Origin of the sequence: Carboxylicivirga taeanensis, assembly GCF_051851475.1 — a bacterium.
GTDB classification, from domain to species: domain Bacteria; phylum Bacteroidota; class Bacteroidia; order Bacteroidales; family Marinilabiliaceae; genus Carboxylicivirga; species Carboxylicivirga taeanensis.
In genome coordinates, this window is the sequence record NZ_JBPUSJ010000003.1 from 213,266 (window position 1) to 237,689 (window position 24,424).

Genomic DNA, 24,424 nt, shown 5'->3' on the forward strand with positions numbered 1-24,424 from the left:
CCCAGGTCCCTTCCACAACGGGGCCGATGCCGGATAATTGAAAGAGCGGGGCACTTACTGGAAATGCAATTAATTATATCACATTTTTTTTAGAAACTGAACACCCTATAAGCCAGACACAACAGGCATAGGCAAATATTTTTCTTTGAATTTACATTTGATTTAATGATTATTCTTCTATTTTTGCATCCGCATTAGCAAAGGCAATGCTACTTAAAAATACGGGTGTAGCTCAGTTGGTAGAGCACTGGTCTCCAAAACCAGGTGTCGGGCGTTCGAGTCGCTCCTCCCGTGCATAATCCTGACCTCGGTCGGGATTTTTTATATCACCAAGTGAACTTTGAGAATAAAAATAAGTTCCTATATTTGGTGCACAATTTGGAGAGGTGACAGAGTGGCCGATTGTGCATGCCTGGAAAGCATGTGTACCCGCAAGGGTACCGGGGGTTCGAATCCCCCTCTCTCCGCATAAATGATGCTTTACTACTGGTAAAGCATTTTTTCGTTACAGCAGGCTCGTATCAAGTCCTTTTACCGATTCACTCATCCCCAGCACCTGCTTGCAACAGACAAAAGCATCTTGGACAATTCCAAAATCATCAACATCCGTTTAGTCTCAACCTTCAGTGGGAAATGATTAATAATGTAATGTAAAGACCCATCCTTTGGTGGAAAATGGTTAATAATGCGCTGGAAATGGTTATCCTTTAATGGGAAATCGTCAATAATGTAGTGGAAACCCTCATCCATTGATGGGAAATTGTCAATAATGCCTTGGAAAGACACATCCTTTGGTGGGAAATAGTTAATAATGAGCTGGAAATCGTCATCCTTTAATGGGAAATCGTTAATAATGTAATGGAAACCCTCATCCATTGATGGGAAATCGTCAATAATGCCTTGGAAAGACCCATCCTTTGGTGAGAAATGGTTAATAATGCGCTGGAAATCGTCATTTTTTAACGGGAAATCATTAATAATGCAGTGGAAACCCTCATCCATTGGTGGATTGTGTTTAATAATGTGTTTTGACTCACAATACGCAAAAAACCTTCTCCCTCCCCATTTCAGGTTTTAGACATGTTTATTACTTTTACACTTTACCCCAAAACCCATTGGTATGAACTGCCCACGCTGCCAGCAAACACTTACGGCTAAAACAATTAATGAAGTTAAAACTGCCATCAAGGTTGATAGCTGCCTCAATTGTGGTGGCCTATGGATGGGGAAAGATGAACTGACCCAGGTGGATTCCGTTATTGCACCCAAACTGATTGAAATCAGACACCTGCCCAGTGAAGCGGAGCAACACAAGCGCCTGCATTGCCCCTGCTGCAATAATTCACCCCGTCTGGAAAAACGTGTGCATCCCCGAGATAGCAAAGTCATTTTCGATTACTGCCCCTATTGCAAAGGCATCTGGTTGGATAAGGGAGAGCTCGAAGCTATTCAGCAGGAAAACTGGTTAATTACCGCCTATCAATACATCAGGCAATTAACTTAAGTAAATCCTCAGGTAGAAAAACATCATTGGTTCCCTCTTTGAACACACAGCTGTAACGTATAAATTCTAACAAACCATCTACCATGAAAGTGAGTAAACAACAAATTGAAAATTTCTTCAACTCACAAAGCATTGCCATTGCAGGAGTGAGCAGACAAAAGGATAAATTTAGCCGCCAGGTTTTCGATGAACTTCGCAAGAAGAACTTCAATGTTCTTCCCATCAATCCCAACACTGCAACCATCAATGACTGTGAGTGCTATCCCACGGTCAGCGATTTACCGGATGGGGTTGACAGCCTGCTTATCATTACTCCTAAACACCAAACCGATCAGGTTCTGGAAGAAGCGCTTAAAAGAGGCATTAAAAATATTTGGGTGCAGCAGTTCTCCAACACGGAACATACGCTTGCCATTGCACAGCAATATGAGCAAGCAATCATTCATTCGAAATGTATATTTATGTTTGCCGAACCGGTAAAAGGTCTTCATAAGTTTCATCATTCGATTCTAAAGGTGTTTGGACGCCTCCCCAATTAGGAGCGGCATTTTTTGAGTAATGTCCAACTACCTCTGACAAAGTTATCTAATCGCCTGATAATTTCATGCTTTTCAGTGACTAAGGTGCACGTTTGCATTTGATTTGATTGAGGGTTTTATCTATTTTCGGTCACATTCAAACCTTACACACTATGTTTCGAGTACTTTCAATTGTTGTTCTGCTGCTAACCATAACAGCCGGAATAAAAGGTCAGGAGCTCCCCTACCACATCAGCAACAAGGCGGTTTACGACTTTATTGATGAGCTGGCCAATAAAGGCATTATAGAGCTAAACACAACTATTAAACCATATTCGCGCCTAACCATTGCCCAGGCGCTGGAGCAAGCCAGCGGCCATCCTTCACTCAGCAACAGGCAACGAGAGGAACTAGCCTTCTACCTCAAAGATTTTAATAAGGAATTAAAGATTGGTAAGGACTTCGACAAACGGTTCGACGTGTTTTACCACAGCGATTCCCTGCTTAAAGTGACGGTTAACCCTATACTTGGCGGACAATTTTTTAACAACGGAGACAAAACTGTTTATCACCGATGGGGAGGCGCTGAATTTTATGGCACCATTGGGAAGAACCTGGCCATTTACGGCAGTTTGCGCGATAATCACGAGTCGCGCTTCCTGGGAGGTCCTGAATACATATCCCAGCGCGACGGAGCTGTTTACAAAGGTGATAATCTGGATAAAGACTATTCTGAAACACGAGGCGGCATTGTGTATAGCTGGAAATGGGGAAGCGTCGGTCTGCATAAGGATCACCTCCAATGGGGAAGCGGTTATAACGCACATTCGCAACTCATTAATTCGGCCCAAGCACCCTCCTTTGGCTTCATCTCGTTCAGCCTTAAGCCGGTTAAATGGTTGGATTTCCATTACTACCACGGGTGGCTGGTGAGCGAAGTGGTGGACTCGTCGCGCACTTACCAGGTATACAATGGCGATCGCGAGGTGTATGCCAACAAATTCATTGCCTCCAATATGTTTACACTACGCCCATGGTCGAAGCTGAACATCTCGTTTGGTAACTCCATTATTTATGGCGATACCGACTTTAACCCAACCTTTCTGGTGCCCTTCCTGTTCTTCAAATCGGCCGATCATACCTATAACTCCTGGGACAATTGGGTGGGTCACAATGCGCAGATGTTTATCGACATCAGCAGCCGGCAAATTAAAAACCTGCACCTGTACACGTCCCTGTTTATTGATGAAATTGCATTGACAAAAATGTTTGATGAGGAGCAGAAATCCAATGACGTTGCCATTAAGGTAGGCTTCAGAGCCACCGATTTACTGCCCAATACGAGCCTGACAGCCGAATACACCAGGATACGACCGTTGGTGTATGAGCACTTTATCCCCACCATTACCTACAAAAGCAACCAATATGTAATGGGCCATTACCTGCGCGACAATGCTGAGGAGCTCTACCTGTCATTGGGCTTCAAGCCCCTAAGAGGTCTTGACCTTAAAGCCAGCTACACCTGGTTCAGAAAAGGTAAAGATTACCAGAAGATATTTGATAGCGGCACAGCTGAAAACCATCCCGAAATTAACCTGGATAGCGAAGAGATACGACTGGGCTTACCTTTCTTAAATGAGGAGAGGTACAAAAACCAAAGCATTTCATTTAAAGCCTCCTACCAAATTGTGAACGATGGGTATATTTTTGTTGAAGCCACCAAAAATAGCTTTGCAGGGCCGGATAAGGAACTCTACACAAATCCCTATTATTTAGACGGCGATCAAATCTTATCCTTCGGTATGAACTTCGGATTCTGATATTTTTCCTAATTTTCGGACTTGAAAGTGGCAATATGGAACAAATAAAAATGGTAGATCTTCAGACGCAATACCAGCGTCTGCGACCCGAAATTGATGAGGCGATGAGTGAGGTGGTTGCCCAAACAGCATTTATTAATGGCCCCGCTGTCAAAACCTTTCAGGCCCACCTGGAAACATACCTCAATGTAAAACACGTTATCCCTTGTGCCAATGGCACTGATGCCCTGCAAGTAGCGCTAATGGCACTGGGATTGAAGGAAGGTGATGAGGTGATTACATCCACCTTTACATTTATTGCCACAGTAGAGGTCATTGCCTTGCTTGGGCTCAAACCCGTATTGGTAGATGTGGACCCGGATACCTTTACATTGATTCCGGAAGCAGTTGAGCAAGCCATTACAAGCCAAACAAAGGCCATCATACCGGTGCACCTGTTTGGGCAGGGAGCCAACATGAACCAACTGATGGCGATTGCCCAAAAGTACGAGCTTAAAGTGGTGGAAGATACAGCACAGGCCATTGGCAGTAACTATCACTATAACAACACGACTCAAAAACTCGGAACCATCGGTGACATTGGCAGCACTTCCTTCTTCCCCTCAAAAAACCTGGGGTGCTTTGGCGATGGTGGTGCCTGCTTTACCAACAACGATGAACTGGCCGCCCAGATGCGCATGATTGTGAACCATGGCTCCCGTAAAAAATATTTCCACAAAATAATTGGAGTCAACTCCCGTCTTGACACACTGCAGGCTGCCATACTGAACGTTAAACTTCAACACCTCGATGACTTCAACAGTCGCCGCCAAAAAGCAGCCGATTATTACGATGGCGCCTTTAGAGGACATCGCAGCATACAGATACCTGTGCGTATGCCCGACAGCGACCACACCTTTCATCAATACACATTAAGGGTAAAAGATGGTAAACGCGATGACTTACAAAACTATTTAAAAGAAAAAGGCATCCCCTCAATGGTCTACTATCCGGTGCCTCTGCATCAGCAGGAAGCTTTTGAGCCCTTTATGGAGGAAGCTCCTATTTTGCCCAATGCTGAATTATTAAGCAAAGAGGTGTTATCTTTGCCCATGCATACCGAACTGAGCAATACCCAGCTAACATGCATTACCGATGCCATTCTGGCCTTTTTTGAATAAAACTATGACAAAGCAGGAGTACTTTGCACACGAAACAGCTGTTATTGACGAGGGCTGTATCATCCATAAAGGTGTTAAAATATGGCACTTTTCGCACCTGATGACGGGATGCGAAATAGGAGAAAATTGTAACCTGGGGCAAAATGTTGTCGTATCGCCAGATGTCAGACTTGGGAAGAACGTAAAAGTACAGAATAACGTTTCCATCTATACAGGTGTCACCTGTGAAGACGATGTGTTTTTAGGTCCTTCGATGGTCTTTACCAATGTGGTCAATCCGCGCAGTGCTGTTAACCGGCGTGGTCAATACCTGAAAACCGTGGTAAAAAAAGGAGCAACGATAGGCGCCAACGCCACCATTGTATGCGGACACGACATTGGTGAGTACGCCTTTATTGGGGCCGGCACTGTGGTAACCAAACACATTCCTGCCTATGCACTGGTTGTTGGGAATCCCTCCAGACAAATTGGGTGGATGAGCGAGTATGGCCATCAGCTGGAGTTTAATAGCGACGGCATAGCTACCTGCCCCGAAAGTAACGAAACATACAGATTAGATAATAACCGAGTTGAGAAGATAAATAAGTAAATGGTATCGAAATCTAAAATACAATTTGCCATTATTGGACTGGGACACATTGGCAAGCGCCATGCTGAAATGATTCGGCAAAATGCCGATGCAGAGCTCGTGGCTGTTTGTGACATCAAACCGGCGCAGGAGCTGGGTTGGGACAGTGAACTGCCTTTTTACAGCAACTTTGAAGAGATGCTGGACAAGCACCCGGAAGTGGATGTGGTGAATATTTGTACGCCCAACGGGCTGCATGCCAACCAGGCCATTAAAGCCTTAGAAGCGCGCAAACACGTGGTGGTTGAAAAACCCATTGCACTCAATAAATCGGATGCAGAGAAAATCATTTTCAAAGCATTACAAATGTCGCGTCAGGTTTTCGCGGTTATGCAAAACCGCTACTCCCCGCCTAGCGTATGGCTGAAGGAAGTCATCGAACAGAAGCATTTGGGCGACGTGTTTATGGTGCAGCTTAATTGCTATTGGAACAGAGATGACCGCTACTACAAAAAAGGTGGCTGGCATGGCAATAAAGAGTTAGATGGAGGAACACTGTTCACACAGTTTTCGCATTTTATCGATATCATGTACTGGTTGTTTGGCGATATCACCAACATTAAAGGCAATTTTAAGGATTTCAGTCACCAGCATTCAACCGACTTTGAAGATAGTGGCTTTGTGTCATTCGACTTTGTCAATGGAGGTATGGGCAGCCTCAACTACAGCACTTCTGTTTGGAACAAAAACCTGGAAAGCAGCATCACAATTATTGGCAGTAAAGGAACTGTTAAGGTTTCAGGACAATACATGAATGAAGTGGTGGAATGCCATATCGACAATTACGAAATGCCACAACTGGCAGCGTCCAATCCTCCCAATGATTATGGCCCCTATAAAGGTTCGGCCGCTAACCACCACTATGTAATCGATAATGTGGTGAAGGTGCTAAAAGGCGATGGCAGTATTACCACCAACGCCCTCGAAGGCCTTAAGGTTGTAGAAATGATTGAACGCATTTACAAACAAAAACCCTCCGGATTATAAACACTCGAACTATGTTAAAAGAATTAATAGCTAAAGAAAAGAAGCTTTCTGTTATCGGACTGGGCTATGTGGGCCTTCCCATTGCCTTGGAATTTGCACGTAAAATGTCGGTCATTGGCTTCGACATTAAAGAAGACCGCGTTGAGCTGATGCGTAAAAACATTGACCCAAGCAAGGAACTGGAAGCCGATGCTTTTGAGGGCTGCGATATTACATTCACCAGCAATGCGGCCGACCTGAAAGAGGCCAACTTCCATGTGGTAGCGGTGCCAACACCTATCAATAGCCACAACCTGCCCGACTTAAAGCCGCTATTAAGCGCTACACGCACGGTGGGCAAAGCCCTAAAAAAAGGGGATTATGTGGTATTCGAATCAACGGTGTATCCAGGATGTACGGAGGATGACTGCGTGCCTATACTTGAGGAAGAATCAGGCTTGAAACTGAATACAGATTTCAAAGTGGGCTTTAGTCCGGAACGCATCAACCCGGGCGACAAAGAGCATACCTTAACAAAAATATTAAAGATTGTTTCGGGCAGCGATGAAGAGTCGGGCCAGGTCATCGAAGATGTTTATGCATCAATTATCAAAGCAGGAATCTTCAAAGCCAGCTCCATTAAGGTGGCCGAAGCCGCTAAAATAATTGAGAATACCCAACGGGATGTCAACATCGCCTTGATGAATGAGCTCTCTATCATCTTCAACCGAATGAACATCAATACTTTTGAAGTATTGGAGGCAGCAGGAACGAAGTGGAACTTTTTACGCTTTTTCCCGGGCTTGGTTGGTGGCCACTGCATTGGCGTTGATCCTTATTACCTCACCTACAAGGCCAGTGAGCTAGGCTACCATTCCAAAATTATTACTGGCGGACGCTTTATTAACGATTCGATGGGTGGTTACGTGGCCAAAACGGTTGTTAAGAAACTCATCTCCAACGGCAACAAAATTAATGGTGCCAAAGTTTTGATAATGGGTGCTACTTTCAAGGAAAATGTTAGTGATATCCGTAATTCGAAGGTAGCCGATGTGGTAAACGAATTAAAGTCCTTTAGCATTGATGTGGATGTAATTGACCCACATGCATCTTCTGAAGAGTTACTTCACGAGTATGGCTATGGCCTGATTGATGTAGTAAGCGATAAATACAATGCCGTTATTGTGGCCGTTAACCATCAGGAATATGTGTCACTGAATGAGGACTACTTTAAGTCTATCATGACTAAAGAAGGTGTATTTGTAGACGTGAAAGGTATTTACAGAGGTAAAATTAAAGACCTTACATACTGGAGTTTATAACACTCAAAATACTTATAGCATAAAAAAACGGTGTATCAACAATTTGTAGATACACCGCTTTTTCGTTTTATCAACCAGCTCCAGCCCAAGGGGCTCTCCCCATAATTACCTATTAAACACATAGCTATATTCTTTACCCCCTGAAGTTAATAACACCTGATATTCTCCCGATGGCAAATTTTTTAAATCAAACATGCCCGAGTATGTACTTTCTGATGGCAGACTGGAATTGTAAATTTCCGTTCCGAACTTATCATCAATACTAATGTGCAAGGCCGCCTGCTCAAAATTCATATGGCTAACGTACAAGCGATCGTTTGCTACCCTGAAAAACGCATTCAGACCTTCAACATCGTCATTCACACCATTTACTTTTACCAACGCATTGTTTTCCACAGTAAACGTTTCCACAGCCCTGTTATCCTTGCTAATTAGCTCAATCGTGTACTCGCCATCTTCCAACGATGTCAGATCAAAAAGTTTTTGGAACGATTCTGCTCCTTTGATTCTTGAGCTTGCATATAGCTCATCCCCTTGAGCATTGAAGAGTTTCACCCTGTAGTTATCTTCCGCATCAATACGCGCTGTGATAACCGCAAAATCAGTTTTTAAGTAAGAGCTCACAAAAATTTTTCCTTTTGCGAAAGCTCCGGTTGACATTAACACCAATACAGCAATTGGCAAAATTTGTTTAATTACATTTACTTTTTTCATAGTAAAACCATTTATTTAATTACTATTTTAACTCCACCCCATCTCTTATTGGGGTACGATGCAAAATTAATTCATTTTTTTAAGTTTATATGTAAAAACTAAAGGGTGTTTGTGTTAAAAAACAATAAAGCGCAAATAAGACCCCCTCAAAAAGAGGTCATCAGTAATATTTTATGGAAAAACACAACTCAACCCCTATTTAAATAGGGTACGCACCAAAAAAAACCAATTATACACGGCACTCTACCGTACCAATAAAGACAAAAGACAACGGAAAAATAGATTCTCAGTCACAATTTATTTCAAAAAAGAACCCAAAAACCATCAAAAAGCCTTTTGTTCATTAACAAAATGTTAAAAACACATAATTTTAACCCTAACAATATTACAATCTGTGATTTTTTAGAGACCTCACAATTACATTTATTAGCTCAAACAGGTCCTTGTGTAACATTTTCATTTGCAATTCGACAATATTTCTATAATCATCACAAAAAGCAGTTGTCCGAGTTAATAAAACACTAAAAGACACGGCTAATGATTTGTGCAGACGTATTGGGGATAGAAATTACTGCTATTGATTCTCCCTGACCACTCCCCCAAGGTATAATGGTCAACATTTTTATTCAACCTCTTCAATACACTCTCCACAACACAATAATATTCAGTCCTGTTATTCTGCTGAATCTGGAATATAGGATGATTATATGCTCCTTTTTTTTTATTTTTGATAGTAAATCAACCAAAAGCCGATGCTAAAAAACAAACAAATAGCCGAGATTGAAGAATGGACCCAGCACCAATTAAATGAATGCGATGCAGGACACGACTGGTGGCATATAAAGCGAGTTCTCAACAACGCACGCAATATCCATGCAGAGGAAGGTGGTGACTGGACGGTTATTCTACTGGCCGTATTATTGCACGATTTGGCGGATGGTAAGTTTTTTGATGAAGTTGAAGCATTAATGCTAATAGAGAAAAAACTGCTTGAGCAGCATATTGAGCAGGAAATAATAGATCATGTACTTTACATTATCCAAAACATGTCCTTTTCAAACCAATGGGATGCCTGCCAGAAGCGTTCAGTGGAGTTTAAGGTGGTTCAGGATGCCGATCAGCTGGATGCCCTGGGTGCCATAGGAATTGCTCGTGCATTTAGCTATGGCGGCTTTAAGGGACGTGATTTTTACGACCCCTCCATCTCCCCGGTAAAACATACAAACAAAACATCATACCGCAGTAGCAGCAGTCCAACCATCAACCATTTTTATGAAAAACTGCTCCTACTAAAAGATAAAATGAACACAGAAACGGGCAAAACAATGGCCAGTGAAAGGCATCAGTTTATGGAGACCTATCTGCAACAGTTTTTTAAAGAATGGGGCAACGAACTCTAAATGCAGGACAGTTCACTATTTCTTGATATTTTAAAATCACTCATCAATAATAACTAATTTTGCCTTCTCTGTGATAAACCTGATTAATACATGGTAGCTAAAAAAAAATATCCGACAAAAAAGCAGACGTCCAAAAGGCAAGCAACAAGAAATGGCAAAAACGCCCCAAAGAAGAAGAGCTTTAAAAAACGCCTGTTCATCCTTGGACTTAAGGCTGCCTCGCTAGGCCTAACAGCTTTGGCTATTTTTTGTTTGTTTGTGTATTTAGGCTTATTCGGAAGTCTGCCTTCAGAAAATGAACTGTTAAAAATTCAGAACCATTCGGCCTCTGAAGTGTACTCAATTGACGAACAACTGATGGGGCGCTTCTTTGTTGAACAGCGCTTAACCATTGATAACGAAGACATATCTCCGTATGTACAAGAAGCCTTGGTCGCAACCGAAGACAGCCGATTCTTTGAACACAATGGCCTGGATCTAATCAGCTTAGGACGAGTTATTGTGCGCACCATCATTTTTGGTGATCGTGCACAAGGGGGAGGCAGTACCATCAGCCAGCAATTGGCAAAAAACCTGTACCCGAGAATCAATTTGGGCTTCTTAACACTTCCCGTGGGGAAAACCAAAGAGATTTATACGGCAGCACGCTTGGAGCAGGTCTACACCAAGGAAGAAATTCTAACACTTTACCTCAATACCGTTCCTTTTGGTGAGGATATCTATGGAATTGAAATGGCATCTCAGCGCTTTTTCGGGAAAAAATCGCGCGAGCTCAACCCTGCCGAAGCTGCCACTTTAGTAGGTATGCTGGCAGCCAACACCGCCTATAATCCTCGCTTAAATCCCGAACGCAGCCTTCAACGACGCAATGTTGTACTGAAACGCATGCAAGAGCACGGCTCGATCTCGGGCAACGAATACCTGAAATGGAGCCAGAGTAAGATTGAACTCAACTACCGGCGGATAGATCACAATACTGGTATTGCCCCTTATTTTAGGGAGAAAATAAGGATTCAAGCGCAGGAAATACTTGAAAAGAAATATGGTGTTGAGTACGACATTTACTCTGATGGGCTTAAGATATTCACCACTATTGATGCTCAACTTCAGGAATATGCAGAGTTGGCCGTAGCCCAGCAAATGAAAAGACTGCAGGAAGAGTTTGACCGCCATTGGAAGGGACAATCTCCGTGGTCGAGACACCCGCAAGTGTACACCAATGCCCTGCGCCAATCGCGTCGCTATCAAAAAATGAAGGAAGCCGGCCACAGCGATGAAGAGATTTTCAAGGCCATGGAACAAAAAATTCCAATGACCATCTTTACTCATGCGGGCGAAAAAAAGGTGCAAATGAGCCCGGTTGACTCGGTGAAACACTACCTGATGCTTTTAAACACTGGTTTTGTAGCCTTAAATCCACGTAACGGACATGTTCTGGCTTGGGTCGGAGGCATCGACCACAAAACTTTTCAGTTTGACCATGTTACATCCAGACGGCCTGTAGGTTCAACCTTCAAGCCCTTTGTGTATGCAGCGGCTCTTCAGGATGGCGTTAAACCTTGCGAGTTTATCTCTAACGAACAGGTCGTTTATGAGGATTATGACGACTGGTCGCCTGCCAACAGCAACGGTCAGCATGAGGGCTACTATTCGGTTAAAGGAGGACTGGTTAAATCAGTGAACACCATCAGTGCCAAACTAATTACTCAAATAGGCGTGGGTAACGTCATTGATCTGGCAGAGGCAATGGGCATTGATGAGGACATTCCCAACTACCCGTCAATCGCTTTAGGAACGGCAGAACTGTCATTACTCGACATGGTAGCAGCCTACTCTACTTTTCCTAACTACGGCCGCCCCGTGGTACCGCTTACACTCTTACGAATAGAAGATAAAGACGGACAAGTTCTCTATGAGGCAGACGGAAATGTTCCAAAAGACGAAGTCTATGATGATGATGTAGCCTACTACATGGTTGAAATGATGCGAGGCGTGGTTGAAAGAGGAACCGGGGCCTCATTACGGAACGTTTTCAACTTAAAAAGTGAATTGGCTGGTAAAACAGGAACGACCCAGGACAACGCTGACGGTTGGTTCATTGGCTATACACCAAATATTGTAGCCGGTGCCTGGGTTGGTAACGACCAACCTGCTATCCGTTTCCGTTCTACAGCTTTAGGAAGTGGATCCCACATGGCTTTACCCATTTTTGCACGCTTCATGCAACGATTGGAAAAGGACAGAAGTCGCTACCAGTATCATAAAGGTTCATTTTATGTGGTCCCTCCCCGCCTACAAAAACAACTGATGTGCGACGACTATTCAGAAGATGATCCGGATAAGAATTTCTTCGACAATCTTTTCGACAGTTTTAGCCGCCCCGACTCTGTAAAACTTAAACGTCAGGAAGAACGAAAAGCCCAACGTGAAGACAAAAAGAAAAGCGACCATAAGAATCTACTACAACGCATGAAAGACCTGTTTAAGAAAAAATAAAAAAAACTCCGGGTCAGTAACTGGCCCGGAGCTATATCCTTTCGTCAATAATACACTTAATCATCCACGCCAATCTCCGTTCTAAGATCGGTGGTAAATTGCCTAATTTGCTTCTCATTTTCTTTTGGACAGATTAATAGTGCATTCTTCGATTGCACCACAATGTACCCATGAAGCCCCTGTACTACCGCCACCTTATCTTTAGGCAGGTGCACAATGCTGTCTTTGGTATCATAAAGCAACACCTTGCCGCTTAATACGGCATTGTTATCTTCTCCTTCAGCCGAGTTATCGTGCAACGACGTCCAGGTACCCAAATCGGACCATCCAAAATCAACAATCTGAACATACACATTTTTTGCTTTCTCCATTACACCATAGTCAATGGATATATTCCTGCAGTCGACGTAGGCATCGAACAAGCTATTCCCTTCCTTTTCCGTACCTAAAGCCGGATAAAATGTATCAAACAGTACCGACACTTCGCGCAAATGCTTTTTAAACGCCCGCTCTATGCTCGAAAGCGACCAGATGAAAATACCCGAATTCCAAAAGAATTCACCACTTTCAACCAAAATTTTAGCCATTTCCAGATTAGGCTTTTCCGTAAACGTTTTCACCCGGTTAAACCCTTCTGGTAAATTGTCCTCTTTTTCAACCTGCACATACCCATAGGCAGTTTCCGGGCGCGTTGGCTTTAAACCAAGCGTTAGCAGTACATCTTTCCCCTCCACAAACCTCAACCCGTTTACAATGTTGGTTCGAAACCGCTCTTCGTTAGTAATCAAGTGATCCGATGGTGTGACCACAATGTTCGCCTTGGGGTTTCGCTTTTTTATAACCGTATTGGCAAAGGCCACACAAGGCGCTGTATTCCGCTTCATGGGCTCTGCAAGAACCTGTTTTGCATTCAGTTCAGGAAGCTGATCCAGTACCAATTGTTTGTAATTCTGGCTGGTAACCACAAAAATATTTTCGATGGGACAGATAGGACTAAAGCGCTCAAAGGTTTGTCTGAGCATAGATTTGCCAGTGCCAAGAATATCCAGAAATTGTTTGGGTGTTTGTGTAGTACTTAATGGCCAGAATCGTCTGCCCACTCCACCTGCCATGATCACGCAGTATGTATTATTGTCCATGAATTCGTTAATTTACAAATACTATTATCGTATCTTTCTTGAGTTGATGGAATATTATTACTTTTATCTCTCTAAATTACGGACTATTTTCCACATCGCAATGAGAATATTTTATCACCTCGGACGTTACGCTATCTTTTTAAAAAAAGTATTTGGGAAACCGGAAAAGCACTCCATTTTCTTCAAACAAATTATTAAAGAGATTGATAAGCTTGGAATCGATTCACTGGGCATCGTGATAATCATCTCGGTATTTATGGGAGCCGTTATCACCTTGCAAACAGCTTATAATATTGATTTACCCATTATCCCTAAATACACTGTTGGCTTAGCGGCCCGCGACTCAATCCTGTTGGAGTTTTCTTCAACCATTGTGGGCTTGATTCTGGCAGGCAAAGTGGGGTCGAACATTGCTTCTGAAATTGGAACCATGCGGGTGACCGAACAAATTGATGCGCTGGAAATAATGGGCATCAACTCGGCCAGTTATCTTGTACTGCCTAAAGTAATTGCCTTTGTATTCATCATCCCTGCACTAACGATTATTAGTATGGGCGTTGGCATATTTGGCGGCTACCTGGCTGGCTCATTAACAGGCGAGGTACCAGGACCCGAATTTATTTACGGGATACAATTTGCATTTATTCCTTTTTATATTGCGTATGCACTTATTAAATCAGTTGTTTTTGCATTTATCATCGCCACAATATCAGCCTATTGGGGCTATCATGTAAATGGTGGTGCGCTGGAGGTAGGAAAAGCCAGTACAAAAGCAGTGGTGGCAAGTAGTGTTCAGATTCTGTTGTTTAACCTTATCCTAACACAACTTTTATTAGCATGATAGAAGCGATTGATATCCATAAATCTTTTGACGATAAAGAAATACTAAAAGGTATTTCTACTGTTTTTGAAAAAGGCAAAACCAACCTGATCATTGGACAAAGTGGCTCGGGGAAAACGGTTTTACTGAAATCACTAGTGGGGCTGCACGATATTTCATCGGGTGATATCCGCTACGATGGGAAGAGTTTTTTGAAGCTGGATGGACTGGACAAGAAGCATCTTCGGCAGGACATAGGCATGCTGTTTCAGGGGTCGGCCTTATTTGACTCGCTCACCGTAGAAGAAAATGTGCGCTTCCCGCTGGATATGTTTACCAACTGGAGCTTAGAAGAAAAGCGCGAAAGGGCTAACTTTTGTATCAACCGCGTTAAACTGGAAAACGCAAATAATAAATTTCCATCTGAAATAAGTGGGGGCATGCAAAAACGCGTAGCCATTGCCCGCGCCATCTCTCTGAATCCCAAGTACCTGTTTTGCGATGAGCCTAACTCGGGCCTCGATCCCAGAACCTCTATTGTGATTGACGAGCTGATACATGAAATTACCAAGGAGTATGACATGACTACCATTGTCAATACTCACGACATGAATTCGGTGATGGGCATTGGCGAGAATATCATCTTTATTTACCAAGGTAAAAAACTGTGGGAAGGCACCAAAGACGACATTTTTCATGTACAAAATAAAGAGCTGGAAGATTTTATTTTTGCTTCCAAGCTCTTTAAAAAAATTAGGGATAATAATATATAGCTACCGGTTGGTGCTATTTTTTACTAAAGTCGTACTGCATGTCATATTTTAGCGGACTCACAAAGTTCGCCTCTACATTAAGCGGCTTTCCATCGATCTCAACACCCGATTTTAAGGCAGCCTCCAGGGGCGACACGCCTGTTATCTGTGTCAAAGCTTCAGCGAGAAAATCCTCTCTCACATCACCAAAGGGGTATATTTCCTGCCCCTGAAATGCCACTACAAAATCCTTCTTAACAATATCGGGCAATAAGCCATCGGTGTAATCAATAGAGTTATTGGCATTTTCGGCACGCATCACAATGGGTTGCATCGCCCAATTATGATTATCTTGGTCATCAATTGTTATTGAACCATAGTACTTTCCATGCGTTTTTTCTCCGATTTGCACAACCTCCATATGCGGCTCTAAACCATAAATCACCATCTCACTGGCCGAAGCCGATTTGTAGGTGGTGAGCACATACACTTTGGACAAATCAAGGTTATTGTCATTAGATACTATCCGATCAATATTAAAGCCTTCGCCAAACTCGCCATTCAAATAGTTCGTCAATGCCGGATTATAAGCTGTTCTTAGCAGAATGTCTCCAACCGATGCAGCGGGAGCAATCATACTGCTCATTAAAATAGCAGACGACACAGCACCTCCACTGTTATACCTTAAGTCGATAACCAGGTTATCAATTCCCTGAGCTTTAAAATCAGCAAATACAGCCTCCAGTTGATCATTGTACTCATCAAGAAAAGATGTATAAACCAAGTAACCTATTTTATGTCCTTCATAAGCAATAACTTCAGCGTGAAGGATTGGATTACTCTGTAAGACGGCAGCTTGCATAGTCAGCGATGGGGTACGCTCGGTAACTGATCGGTCAGCATTTAAAGTCCCCAACGTCAGTTTTAAATTATCATTAAACACCAACTGCCCATAGTTTTGGTCAGTAATAATTACATCATCAACCTTATAAAACATATCACCTCTTGTCAACCCCGCAACATCGGCAGGGGAGTTTGGTTCCACGTACTCGATAAACCCAACCACTTCGTTAGATGTATTTTCATCTCTGTAATACAAACGAAATTCATAGCCGTTTGACAGGCTAACCCCTGACAACATATCCAATAGTCCTTGGTAATCATCGGTTATAAATGACCACCTGTCAACATCCTCATAAACACATTTATCAAACAAGGCCTTACTATCCTCTTCCTTCTTATAATCAAGTTCCGGTATTTTACTCTCCCAAAAGTAGTAGGCCTTCATGTTTTCATAAATAAAGCCATTAATCTCTTGCACCTCAAGTGGCACCGTATTAACCTTTGGGTCATCATCTCGACATGCAGGCAATATAATAATACAAGTTATAAATAATGCCGCAGTAATAAACTTTAGGTTCTTCATAGGTTTTAAATATTTGAATGACACAAGAAAAAGCTTATTTGTAAAAATACATGCAAATAATGGCTAATTTTACACTTCATTGATTCAAATAAGAATAGATTAATACTAAAAAATATAATTCAAAATCAGACTAATAATTGTCAATTCATTGGAACAAAATAACACATACCACCTTATATGGCCAGCTGAATACCAGACGCTACCGCCAACGGATATCGCTATAAAGCAAGTTCACATTGCCAATGTGCTGCTGAAAAAGGCGCCACACTTACTTACACCAGAAAAACACTCTAAACCCAATATAAGTTTGCCAATTAAAGCTAAACTTTTCAGCGGCAAACATTATCCATTCAAAAAAGGGCAACAAAAACCTACCAAAAACAGTGTGGTATGGACAGATTATGTAGTAAGCACATGGCCACTTCTCCTCTACCTATTAAGAAACAACCCAGATGAGACTTACGAAGATATCTTGCTAAAATATTTTGACATTAATCAGGGGTGCCACCCAAAATGGGAAAGCATTGCTCAACTCGCACAAACAAAAGGCACAGACACACTTGCTGTTGATTTAGATGAGTTAGACAGTTGGTACGATGAGATAAGTTTGACCCACATTGCACCTCAAAGCTATCATGAACTTTATAAATGGTTTGGTACAGAACTTAGAGAAATAGGTTACCTCTCATTCGACTTTTTCATGACACACAGAGAGGGCAGCAAGGCCTGGCACCAAGCAATTATGCAGCACCTGAATGAAATCGATAACCTCCCCGGCGTACAAGCACAAACGCTTTTCGAAAAGTACCTGAAACCTTTACTTTTGATCGTTTGACTATTCTTCTTGTATTTCGTTTGAACATTAACCATGGCAACTTTACCTTTGAACAAAAACACATCAAACATGGAAATAAGTTATCAACACATAGAGGAAACGGCCAACTTTATTAAAGCCAATGGCATCGATCAGGCAGAAGTAGGAATCATATTGGGCACCGGCCTGGGTGGATTAGTTAATGAGCTAAGTATTATTAAAGAAATGGACTATGCAGGCATCCCCAATTTCCCGGTTTCAACAGTAGAGTCGCACCAAGGCAAACTTATCTACGCCCAGCTGGAAGGGAAAAAAGTACTGGCCATGCAAGGACGCTTCCACTATTACGAAGGCTATAACATGCAGCAAATAACTCTGCCCGTTAGAGTAATGAAACTATTAGGCATTAAGTACCTGCTGATATCCAATGCCGCTGGGGCGGTTAACCTCAACTATAAAAAGGGCACATTAATGTTGTTAGATGACCACATTAACCTGCTACCAGAAAACCCATTGACCGGGAAAAACCTGACAGAATTCGGTCCCCGCTTTCCCGACATGAGCCAGCCTTATAGCAAACGGATGAATGACCTGATGCTGGCAGCGGCTAAAGAAGAAGGTGTGGTGCTTCACAAAGGAGTGTACACAGCTGTGCCGGGCCCCAACCTCGAAACCCGTGCCGAATATCGATTTATTAGTCATATTGGCGGCGATGCCGTGGGCATGTCAACCGTTCCAGAAGTGATTGTTGCTAACCACATGCAATTGCCTTGCGCAGCAGTTTCGGTACTAACCGATGAATGCAACCCTGATAACCTGCATCCGGTGAGCTTGCAGGAAATATTAGATGTGGCTGCCAAAGCCGAAAAAGGATTGATTAAGCTGTTCCGTTCGGTTATTAAACAGCTTTAGAGGAGTAGGTCTACCATGAATCAAACATCTTCTCTACCGTACAGCACATAAAACTAAAAGGTCGCATCCAGCTTACTGCTGATGATGCGACCTTTAAATTCGTTTGCCTACACTGACTATTTATTCTGAATAGCCATAATACGGCTAATGTATTTACCCAGGATATCAAATTCAATGTTAATGGTTGAGCCCACTTCAATCTGGTGAAAGTTAGTAAACTCATGGGTGTAAGGGATGATAGCTACCGAGAACTGATCGTCCTTGCTGTTGACTACGGTTAAGCTCACACCATTTACAGTTACCGAACCTTTCTCAACCGTCATATAGCCCTGTGCTGCTTTATCCTTATCGATAACATACTGAAATGTATAATACCAGCTTCCATCTGCCTCTTTCACATCAATACACTTAGCTGTTTGATCAACGTGCCCCTGCACAATATGCCCGTCTAAACGACCATTCATGATCATGCTGCGCTCCAGGTTTACCTTATCACCTATTTTTAGTAACCCAAGGTTCGACTTTTCCAATGTCTCCTTAATAGCCGTTACCGTGTATGTTTTACCTTCTTTTTTGACCACTGTTAGGCATACCCCATTGTGAGCAATGCTCTGATCAATTTTAAGCTCATCGGTAAATGAGCACTCCAACGTTAAATGAAGATTTCCTTTATCATGCTCTAAGCCCACTACTACTGCGGCTTCTTCAACAATACCTGAAAACATTTTAAAGCTCTTTATGTTAGAAACTATCTGATTATCTGAACTGCTAAAATACAGATATTATTCGTATTTTTCGGGACATGATAACTAAATCAGTAAAGACTATCGTTAACCAAAAAATACGCGTATCAGTATGACCACTATCAAAACAAAATACCTGGGCGGTTTACGTACCGAAAACATCCATCTACAGTCGGGAGCTAAAATTATTACCGATGCTCCCTGCGACAACCGCGGCAAAGGCCAATCTTTCTCGCCTACCGACCTGCTTTCAACAGCTCTGGGAAATTGTATTTTAACCATTATGGGCATTAAAGCTATGGATAACAATATTGACATTGAAGGGACCGAGTTAGATATCACAAAAATTATGGCTGAAAATCCGCGTCGTGTGGCAGAAGTGGTCATGGAATTCAAATTTCCTCAAAAAGGATACACTCAAGAACAAAAAACCATGATAGAAAGCGTGGCGGGAACCAGTCCTGTACCCCTGAGTGTGCATCCCGAACTCAAACAAACCATTAAATTTATTTGGTAAACAGACACTATGATACTTGTTACCGGAGGAACAGGCCTTGTTGGCGCCCATTTACTGCATGCTCTTACAAAGGAAGGAAAACAAATACGAGCCATCTACCGCTCCAAACAATCTCAAAACTATGTAAAAGGTTTATTTCACTTTTATAACAATACAAATTTTGACTCTATTCATTGGGTAAAAGCCGATCTGCTCGATTATTTCTCGTTAACAGATGCTTTGAGAGGGGTTACCACCGTTTATCACTGTGCCGCCATGGTGTCGTTTAAGCCCAGTGATCGAATGACCATGTTCACAGCTAATGTAGATGGTACGGCTAACCTGGTTAATGCAGCCATTGAATCGAAGGTTGACCGGTTTTGCCATGTAAGCTCAATTTCTACCCTTGGCAAAACACAAAATGGCCAAGCCATTGATGAAACTACCTACTGGCAGAACGATGATAACCATTCGGTGTACTCCCAAAGTAAGTTCAGGGCAGAAATGGAAGTATGGCGCGGCACCAAAGAAGGTTTGAAAGCAATTGTCGTCAACCCATCGATTATATTAGGCCCTTGTGCTAACGATAAAAGCTCAGGGCAACTGATACATGCCTTACGTAAAAACATGTTGTTTTATACGGGTGGCGGAAGTGGATTTGTGGATGTACGTGATGTGGTTAAAGCCATGATTGGGCTTTGTGAGTCCGAAGCAATTAACGAGCGCTTTATTATCAACAGCGAAAACCTGACTTATTTAGAACTGATGAATACCGCTGCGGGGGTGTTTAACGTGAAAGCTCCGCGCCTAAGAGCCAATCGCATATTAACCGGTCTGGCCTGGCGATGGGAACGCCTGCAATACATGCTATCGCGAAGGGCCCCAAAAATGACAAAGGAGACAGCCCGCAGTTCTCAGAACCAATCAAAATTTTCTAGCGATAAACTCCAACAAACTCACCCCATGGCATTTATCTCGATAGAAGAAGCCCTGGAAAACATAAAAGCCTATCACAGTTAAAATTATTCGACCGCGCCAGAATGATTAAATACATTTGGGCGCAGTCGAATTCTGTATTTTTAAATACGGCTTACCAGCTCCTTAATTACCTTAGTCATTTTAGGTTCGGCAGCAGCAGCCACTTCTTGTACTTCTTCATGCGACACCTCAACAATTTGTCCGGGCACGCCTGAATCGGTAATGATGGAAATACCAAAGCATTTCATATCCATATGGCGGGCAACAATCACTTCCGGAACAGTTGACATACCCACCGCATCAGCACCTAAAACCCTAAACATCTTGTATTCAGCCGGCGTTTCAAAGGTCGGCCCTGTGGTTCCTACATACACACCTTGCTTTAACTCAATGCCATTTTCTTTACCAATAGTTAATGCCTCAGCTATGAATTGCTTACAGTATGGTTCACTCATATCCGGAAAGCGCGGTCCCAGCTTATTATTATTCTTGCCAATAAGCGGATTATCCCCAAACATATTAATATGGTCGTTAATCACCATGATGTCGCCAACCACATAATCCGGATTTAAGCCGCCACTGGCGTTAGATACAAATAATGTATTAATGCCCAACTGCTTCATGACACGTACAGGAAACGTCACCTGCTTCATATCATACCCTTCATAGTAATGAAAGCGGCCCTGCATGGCCAAAATAGGCACATTATTAATCGACCCGAAAATTAATCGACCACTGTGCCCCTCAACGGTTGATACCGGAAAATTGGGAATCTCTTCGTAAGGAATCGATTTTTCTATTTCAATTTCCTGAACCAAACCGCCTAAGCCCGTTCCAAGAATGATGCCTATCTGAGGTTTCAGATGACTCTGCTGAGACAGATAATCAGCCGTTATTTGAATGGTTTCTAACATAGTTTCGAATTCTATTTTCAAATTGTTTTTCTTCATTAAAAAGTACCTTCAGCTCAATCGGCACAAACCAGCATTTCTTCTTAATACCATCAGGAAATGCATTCAAACGCACTGCGTCCTTTTCGGTGGTTAGCAGCACTCTGCCTGGTTTGTTGAGTGTGGCTGCTATTTGAGTAATATCACTACTTGTGAAGTGGTGATGATCGGGGTATATCAACTGTTCGACCACCTGAAAACGTTTACTAAGATGATGGAGGAAACCTGATGGCTGGGCGATTCCAGCCAGTGCAACCACCTCATCAGCTGCAAAAGGGTCGCTGACTGGCTTATTTAACAGAGCTTGCTCTTTACCATACCTTATGCTGGTAAAATATACCTCCTGCGCACTTGTTATCTTTAAATTTCTTAGCCAGAAGGCTCTTTCATCATCTGAAAAATTGAGCGGACACTTGTTAACAACAATCACATCGGCTCGCACCTGCCCTTTTCGGGTTTCTCTTAAATTACCTGCAGGAAATGGGCAGTCTTTCCACAATGGCCGGTTATAATCAATCACCAAAATGGATAAGCCGGGCTTAACGTAGCGATGCTGATAGGCATCATCCATCAACACCAGCTCCGTGTTGGTTTGATGAAGAATGAGCTCCATGCCTTCCACCCGCTTTTCGGCCACTACCACATTGATATCGGGAAACTTGCTCAACACCTGGAATGGCTCATCTCCTATTGTTTCTGCTGTGGACGCAGAATCGGCGAGCAAAGCCCCTTTGGTTTGGCGTTTATAGCCACGGCTGAGCAAACACATTTTGTAATCGTACTTCAGCAGACGAATGAGGTATTCGGTAAGCGGCGTTTTTCCCGTGCCACCAACGGTGATATTACCTACCGAGATAAGAGGTATGTTGTAACTTTTGGCCCTTAAAATACCTGCATCAAACAGTTGATTCCGAAGAGTGGTAATTCCACCGTAAACAATGCTAAAAGGATAAAGGAGTTTGCGAAGCTTCATTAATAATTATTTGCTTTCAGCCCGACAAAAAAACAGGTCACCCAACGGGCCACCTGTTCTGCCGTATCTAATATTATCTAATCTCTAAATTATAAGGAATGCGTGCTTGAATTTGGGGACCATTCTTCAGGTTTTCGAGGGTCTGGAAATACTTATATTCACTCCCCAGCAATGACTTGCCCACAAACATACGTGCCTCTCCTGTAAGCTCTTTCATAAACTGCTGAACAGGATCTTCCACTTCGGGTAATTCAACCAGTCTGAACTCTTCTAGTTCGGCAGCCTCTTTGGCCAATTCAATCGCCCGGTTAAGTCCCCCTAGCTCATCCACCAAATCAATATCTACGGCATTAATTCCGCTCCATACACGACCTTGACCAATTTCATCAATATCCTCCTTAGTGGTTTCACGTCCCTCAGCACAACGTCCGATAAAGGTGTCGTAACCTTTAACAATATAGGCTTGCAGCAGTTCCTTCTCTTCTTTGCGGAAAGGACGTGTAAAGGACGGCATATCGGCAAACTTGTTGGTTTTTACCACGTCAAAACTCACTCCCAGTTTATTGGTCAGCTCCTCAACATTTGGAATCATGCCAAAAATGCCAATGGACCCTGTGAGGGTAGTTGGATTAGCCACAATCTTCTCTGCCGCACACGAAATGTAATAGCCCCCCGACGCCGCAAAATTACCCATCGATACAATTACCGGCTTTGTTTCCTGCGCCAACTTCACTTCTCGCCAAATAATTTCTGAACCAAGTGCCGAACCGCCCGGCGAGTTTACTCTCAACACAATTGCTTTAATGGAGCTATCGCGGCGAGCTTTGCAGATAGTTCTCGACAACTTCTCAGAAACAATTCCTTCTGTTGCTGACATGTCAATATCACCTTCAGCATAAATAACGGCTATTTTCTGCCTGATAAAGCCCTTACCATCTGGCACAACCACTTTGGCATAGCGACTGTTTGTTACGGCATCAAGGTCTTCGTCTTCATCAATCCCCACCACTTCTTTCAGTTCTTCAATCACTTCATCTTTATACTTGAAGCCATCAATTAATCCGGACGCCAATACGACCTCATCCGATTGGAATGCCAGCATCTGATCAGCAAAATCGGATATTTGCTCCGGACTTAGTCCGCGCGCTTCAGCAATACCAGCTTTCACATGATCCCACATCGAATTAATGTAAACCTCGGTTTGCAAACGAGCCGATTCACTCATTTCGTCTAACAAAAAGGGTTCAACAGCCGACTTAAATTTTCCATGCTTAAAAACCTGCATCTCCACCCCAACTTTCTCAAGGGCCTTTTTAAAAAAAGTGCGCTCAGAGTACATCCCTTTCAATTCGAGCACGCCCGATGGATTAAGGTATACTTTATCAGCCACCGAAGCCAAATAGTAGGCCTTCTGGGTATAGGCAGGTGCAAAACTATAAATGAACTTCCCTGACGTTTTAAAATCAATCAGCGCATTGCGTATTTCTTCAATGGTGGCATGTCCTGCTGTAAGCCTTCCAGATTCCAATACAATACCCGAAATATTTTCATCGCGTTGAGCCTTTTCAATATTCTTAAGCAGGCGGTTTAAGCCATCGGGAATAGGCTCCCCGGTTAAGGATGCCAATGCGTCAGCGAATGGGTCTTCTGTAATTCGGTCAAGAATGGGTCCGTTAAGCTTCAGCAACAGAACCGTTTTTTCATTTATCTTTGTATCTTTTTCGCCAAAGGCGGCTATAGCCGAAAGCATTGCAAAAAGAATAATCAGGAGCGTAAAAGCTGCCACTATGCCACCTGCGAAGGTAGCAAACATGTATTTGAAAAATTTTACCATAATGATAGAATTGAGTTTAGTTGTTTTTGATTAGTTCAACACTATTCAAACAAAAGTAT

General features: G+C 42.8%; 23 protein-coding genes and 2 tRNA genes. 17 read left to right on the forward strand and 8 right to left on the reverse strand.

Annotated elements, in window-relative coordinates:
• Nucleotides 1-221: 221 nt before the first annotated feature.
• Both ACSX1H_RS06225 and ACSX1H_RS06230 read left to right on the forward strand, forming a co-directional pair.
• Nucleotides 222-294: transfer RNA gene (locus ACSX1H_RS06225), tRNA-Trp, on the forward strand.
• Between the two features lie 86 nt (nt 295-380).
• Nucleotides 381-467, forward strand: a tRNA-Ser gene (locus tag ACSX1H_RS06230).
• 76 nt (nt 468-543) lie between these two features.
• Here the strand turns inward: ACSX1H_RS06230 and ACSX1H_RS06235 are convergent.
• On the reverse strand, nt 544-1,002 hold the full coding sequence (locus tag ACSX1H_RS06235) for a hypothetical protein (RefSeq protein WP_439182976.1): 459 nt from the start codon (nt 1,000-1,002) through the stop codon (nt 544-546).
• A 118-nt stretch (nt 1,003-1,120) separates the two neighbouring features.
• On the opposite strand from ACSX1H_RS06235, the gene ACSX1H_RS06240 reads away from it, so the two are divergent.
• The 7 genes from ACSX1H_RS06240 to ACSX1H_RS06270 all read left to right on the forward strand — a co-directional run bounded on the left by ACSX1H_RS06240 (nt 1,121) and on the right by ACSX1H_RS06270 (nt 7,918).
• A complete protein-coding gene (locus ACSX1H_RS06240) occupies nt 1,121-1,504 on the forward strand; it encodes a TFIIB-type zinc ribbon-containing protein (RefSeq protein WP_439182978.1) in 384 nt (127 codons plus the stop codon).
• 83 nt (nt 1,505-1,587) lie between these two features.
• A complete protein-coding gene (locus tag ACSX1H_RS06245) occupies nt 1,588-2,043 on the forward strand; it encodes a CoA-binding protein (RefSeq protein WP_439182979.1) in 456 nt (151 codons plus the stop codon).
• A gap of 152 nt (nt 2,044-2,195) precedes the next feature.
• Nucleotides 2,196-3,842 (forward strand): hypothetical protein, encoded by a 1,647-nt coding sequence (locus ACSX1H_RS06250; protein ID WP_439182980.1) that lies wholly within the window; start codon nt 2,196-2,198, stop codon nt 3,840-3,842.
• Between the two features lie 35 nt (nt 3,843-3,877).
• On the forward strand, nt 3,878-5,002 hold the full coding sequence (locus ACSX1H_RS06255) for a DegT/DnrJ/EryC1/StrS family aminotransferase (RefSeq protein ID WP_439182981.1): 1,125 nt from the start codon (nt 3,878-3,880) through the stop codon (nt 5,000-5,002).
• Nucleotides 5,003-5,006: 4 nt separating this feature from the next.
• A complete protein-coding gene (locus tag ACSX1H_RS06260; protein ID WP_439182982.1) occupies nt 5,007-5,591 on the forward strand; it encodes an acyltransferase in 585 nt (194 codons plus the stop codon).
• A complete protein-coding gene (locus ACSX1H_RS06265) occupies nt 5,592-6,617 on the forward strand; it encodes a Gfo/Idh/MocA family protein (RefSeq protein ID WP_439182983.1) in 1,026 nt (341 codons plus the stop codon).
• 11 nt (nt 6,618-6,628) lie between these two features.
• The gene (locus ACSX1H_RS06270) at nt 6,629-7,918 is read left to right on the forward strand and encodes a nucleotide sugar dehydrogenase (protein WP_439182984.1); all 1,290 of its coding nucleotides are present in this window, start codon (nt 6,629-6,631) and stop codon (nt 7,916-7,918) included.
• Between the two features lie 105 nt (nt 7,919-8,023).
• Here the strand turns inward: ACSX1H_RS06270 and ACSX1H_RS06275 are convergent, their stop codons facing one another.
• A complete protein-coding gene (locus ACSX1H_RS06275; RefSeq protein ID WP_439182985.1) occupies nt 8,024-8,632 on the reverse strand; it encodes a T9SS type A sorting domain-containing protein in 609 nt (202 codons plus the stop codon).
• Nucleotides 8,633-9,384: 752 nt separating this feature from the next.
• Here ACSX1H_RS06275 and ACSX1H_RS06280 point away from each other — a divergent pair.
• Together ACSX1H_RS06280 and ACSX1H_RS06285 are read left to right on the forward strand one after the other, a co-directional pair.
• The gene (locus ACSX1H_RS06280; protein WP_439182986.1) at nt 9,385-10,032 is read left to right on the forward strand and encodes an HD domain-containing protein; all 648 of its coding nucleotides are present in this window, start codon (nt 9,385-9,387) and stop codon (nt 10,030-10,032) included.
• Nucleotides 10,033-10,122: 90 nt separating this feature from the next.
• A complete protein-coding gene (locus tag ACSX1H_RS06285; protein ID WP_439182987.1) occupies nt 10,123-12,528 on the forward strand; it encodes a penicillin-binding protein 1A in 2,406 nt (801 codons plus the stop codon).
• 56 nt (nt 12,529-12,584) lie between these two features.
• Here the strand turns inward: ACSX1H_RS06285 and ACSX1H_RS06290 are convergent, their stop codons facing one another.
• Entirely contained in the window at nt 12,585-13,667 is a 1,083-nt protein-coding gene (locus ACSX1H_RS06290; protein ID WP_439182988.1) for a mannose-1-phosphate guanylyltransferase, read from the reverse strand.
• Between the two features lie 100 nt (nt 13,668-13,767).
• On the opposite strand from ACSX1H_RS06290, the gene ACSX1H_RS06295 reads away from it, so the two are divergent.
• Together ACSX1H_RS06295 and ACSX1H_RS06300 are read left to right on the forward strand one after the other, a co-directional pair.
• The gene (locus ACSX1H_RS06295) at nt 13,768-14,508 is read left to right on the forward strand and encodes an MlaE family ABC transporter permease (protein WP_439182989.1); all 741 of its coding nucleotides are present in this window, start codon (nt 13,768-13,770) and stop codon (nt 14,506-14,508) included.
• Entirely contained in the window at nt 14,505-15,260 is a 756-nt protein-coding gene (locus tag ACSX1H_RS06300) for an ABC transporter ATP-binding protein (protein WP_439182990.1), read from the forward strand. The genes ACSX1H_RS06295 and ACSX1H_RS06300 overlap by 4 nt, the downstream gene beginning before the upstream one ends.
• A gap of 13 nt (nt 15,261-15,273) precedes the next feature.
• Here the strand turns inward: ACSX1H_RS06300 and ACSX1H_RS06305 are convergent, their stop codons facing one another.
• Complete coding sequence (locus ACSX1H_RS06305; protein WP_439182991.1) at nt 15,274-16,665, reverse strand: S41 family peptidase; 1,392 nt, start codon at nt 16,663-16,665, stop codon at nt 15,274-15,276.
• 148 nt (nt 16,666-16,813) lie between these two features.
• Between ACSX1H_RS06305 and ACSX1H_RS06310 the strand changes: the two genes are divergently transcribed.
• Both ACSX1H_RS06310 and ACSX1H_RS06315 read left to right on the forward strand, forming a co-directional pair.
• A complete protein-coding gene (locus ACSX1H_RS06310) occupies nt 16,814-17,500 on the forward strand; it encodes a hypothetical protein (RefSeq protein WP_439182992.1) in 687 nt (228 codons plus the stop codon).
• Between the two features lie 69 nt (nt 17,501-17,569).
• Nucleotides 17,570-18,391 carry a purine-nucleoside phosphorylase gene (locus tag ACSX1H_RS06315; RefSeq protein WP_439182993.1) on the forward strand — a complete coding sequence of 274 codons (822 nt, stop codon included), beginning with the start codon at nt 17,570-17,572 and terminating at the stop codon, nt 18,389-18,391.
• 116 nt (nt 18,392-18,507) lie between these two features.
• Here the strand turns inward: ACSX1H_RS06315 and ACSX1H_RS06320 are convergent, their stop codons facing one another.
• Nucleotides 18,508-19,116, reverse strand: coding sequence for a riboflavin synthase (locus ACSX1H_RS06320; protein ID WP_439182994.1), 609 nt, complete (start codon nt 19,114-19,116; stop codon nt 18,508-18,510).
• A gap of 130 nt (nt 19,117-19,246) precedes the next feature.
• On the opposite strand from ACSX1H_RS06320, the gene ACSX1H_RS06325 reads away from it, so the two are divergent.
• Together ACSX1H_RS06325 and ACSX1H_RS06330 are read left to right on the forward strand one after the other, a co-directional pair.
• The gene (locus ACSX1H_RS06325; protein WP_439182995.1) at nt 19,247-19,651 is read left to right on the forward strand and encodes an OsmC family protein; all 405 of its coding nucleotides are present in this window, start codon (nt 19,247-19,249) and stop codon (nt 19,649-19,651) included.
• A 9-nt stretch (nt 19,652-19,660) separates the two neighbouring features.
• Nucleotides 19,661-20,650 (forward strand): NAD-dependent epimerase/dehydratase family protein, encoded by a 990-nt coding sequence (locus ACSX1H_RS06330; RefSeq protein ID WP_439182996.1) that lies wholly within the window; start codon nt 19,661-19,663, stop codon nt 20,648-20,650.
• A 59-nt stretch (nt 20,651-20,709) separates the two neighbouring features.
• On the opposite strand, the gene ACSX1H_RS06335 is transcribed toward ACSX1H_RS06330, so the two are convergent.
• The 3 genes from ACSX1H_RS06335 to sppA form a co-directional block, all read right to left on the reverse strand.
• Nucleotides 20,710-21,522 carry a purine-nucleoside phosphorylase gene (locus ACSX1H_RS06335; protein WP_439182997.1) on the reverse strand — a complete coding sequence of 271 codons (813 nt, stop codon included), beginning with the start codon at nt 21,520-21,522 and terminating at the stop codon, nt 20,710-20,712.
• Nucleotides 21,494-22,531 (reverse strand): tetraacyldisaccharide 4'-kinase, encoded by a 1,038-nt coding sequence (gene lpxK / locus ACSX1H_RS06340; RefSeq protein WP_439182998.1) that lies wholly within the window; start codon nt 22,529-22,531, stop codon nt 21,494-21,496. Before lpxK ends, ACSX1H_RS06335 begins: the two co-directional genes overlap by 29 nt.
• Before the next feature lie 73 nt (nt 22,532-22,604).
• Complete coding sequence (gene sppA, locus ACSX1H_RS06345; protein ID WP_439182999.1) at nt 22,605-24,365, reverse strand: signal peptide peptidase SppA; 1,761 nt, start codon at nt 24,363-24,365, stop codon at nt 22,605-22,607.
• Nucleotides 24,366-24,424: the final 59 nt, after the last annotated feature.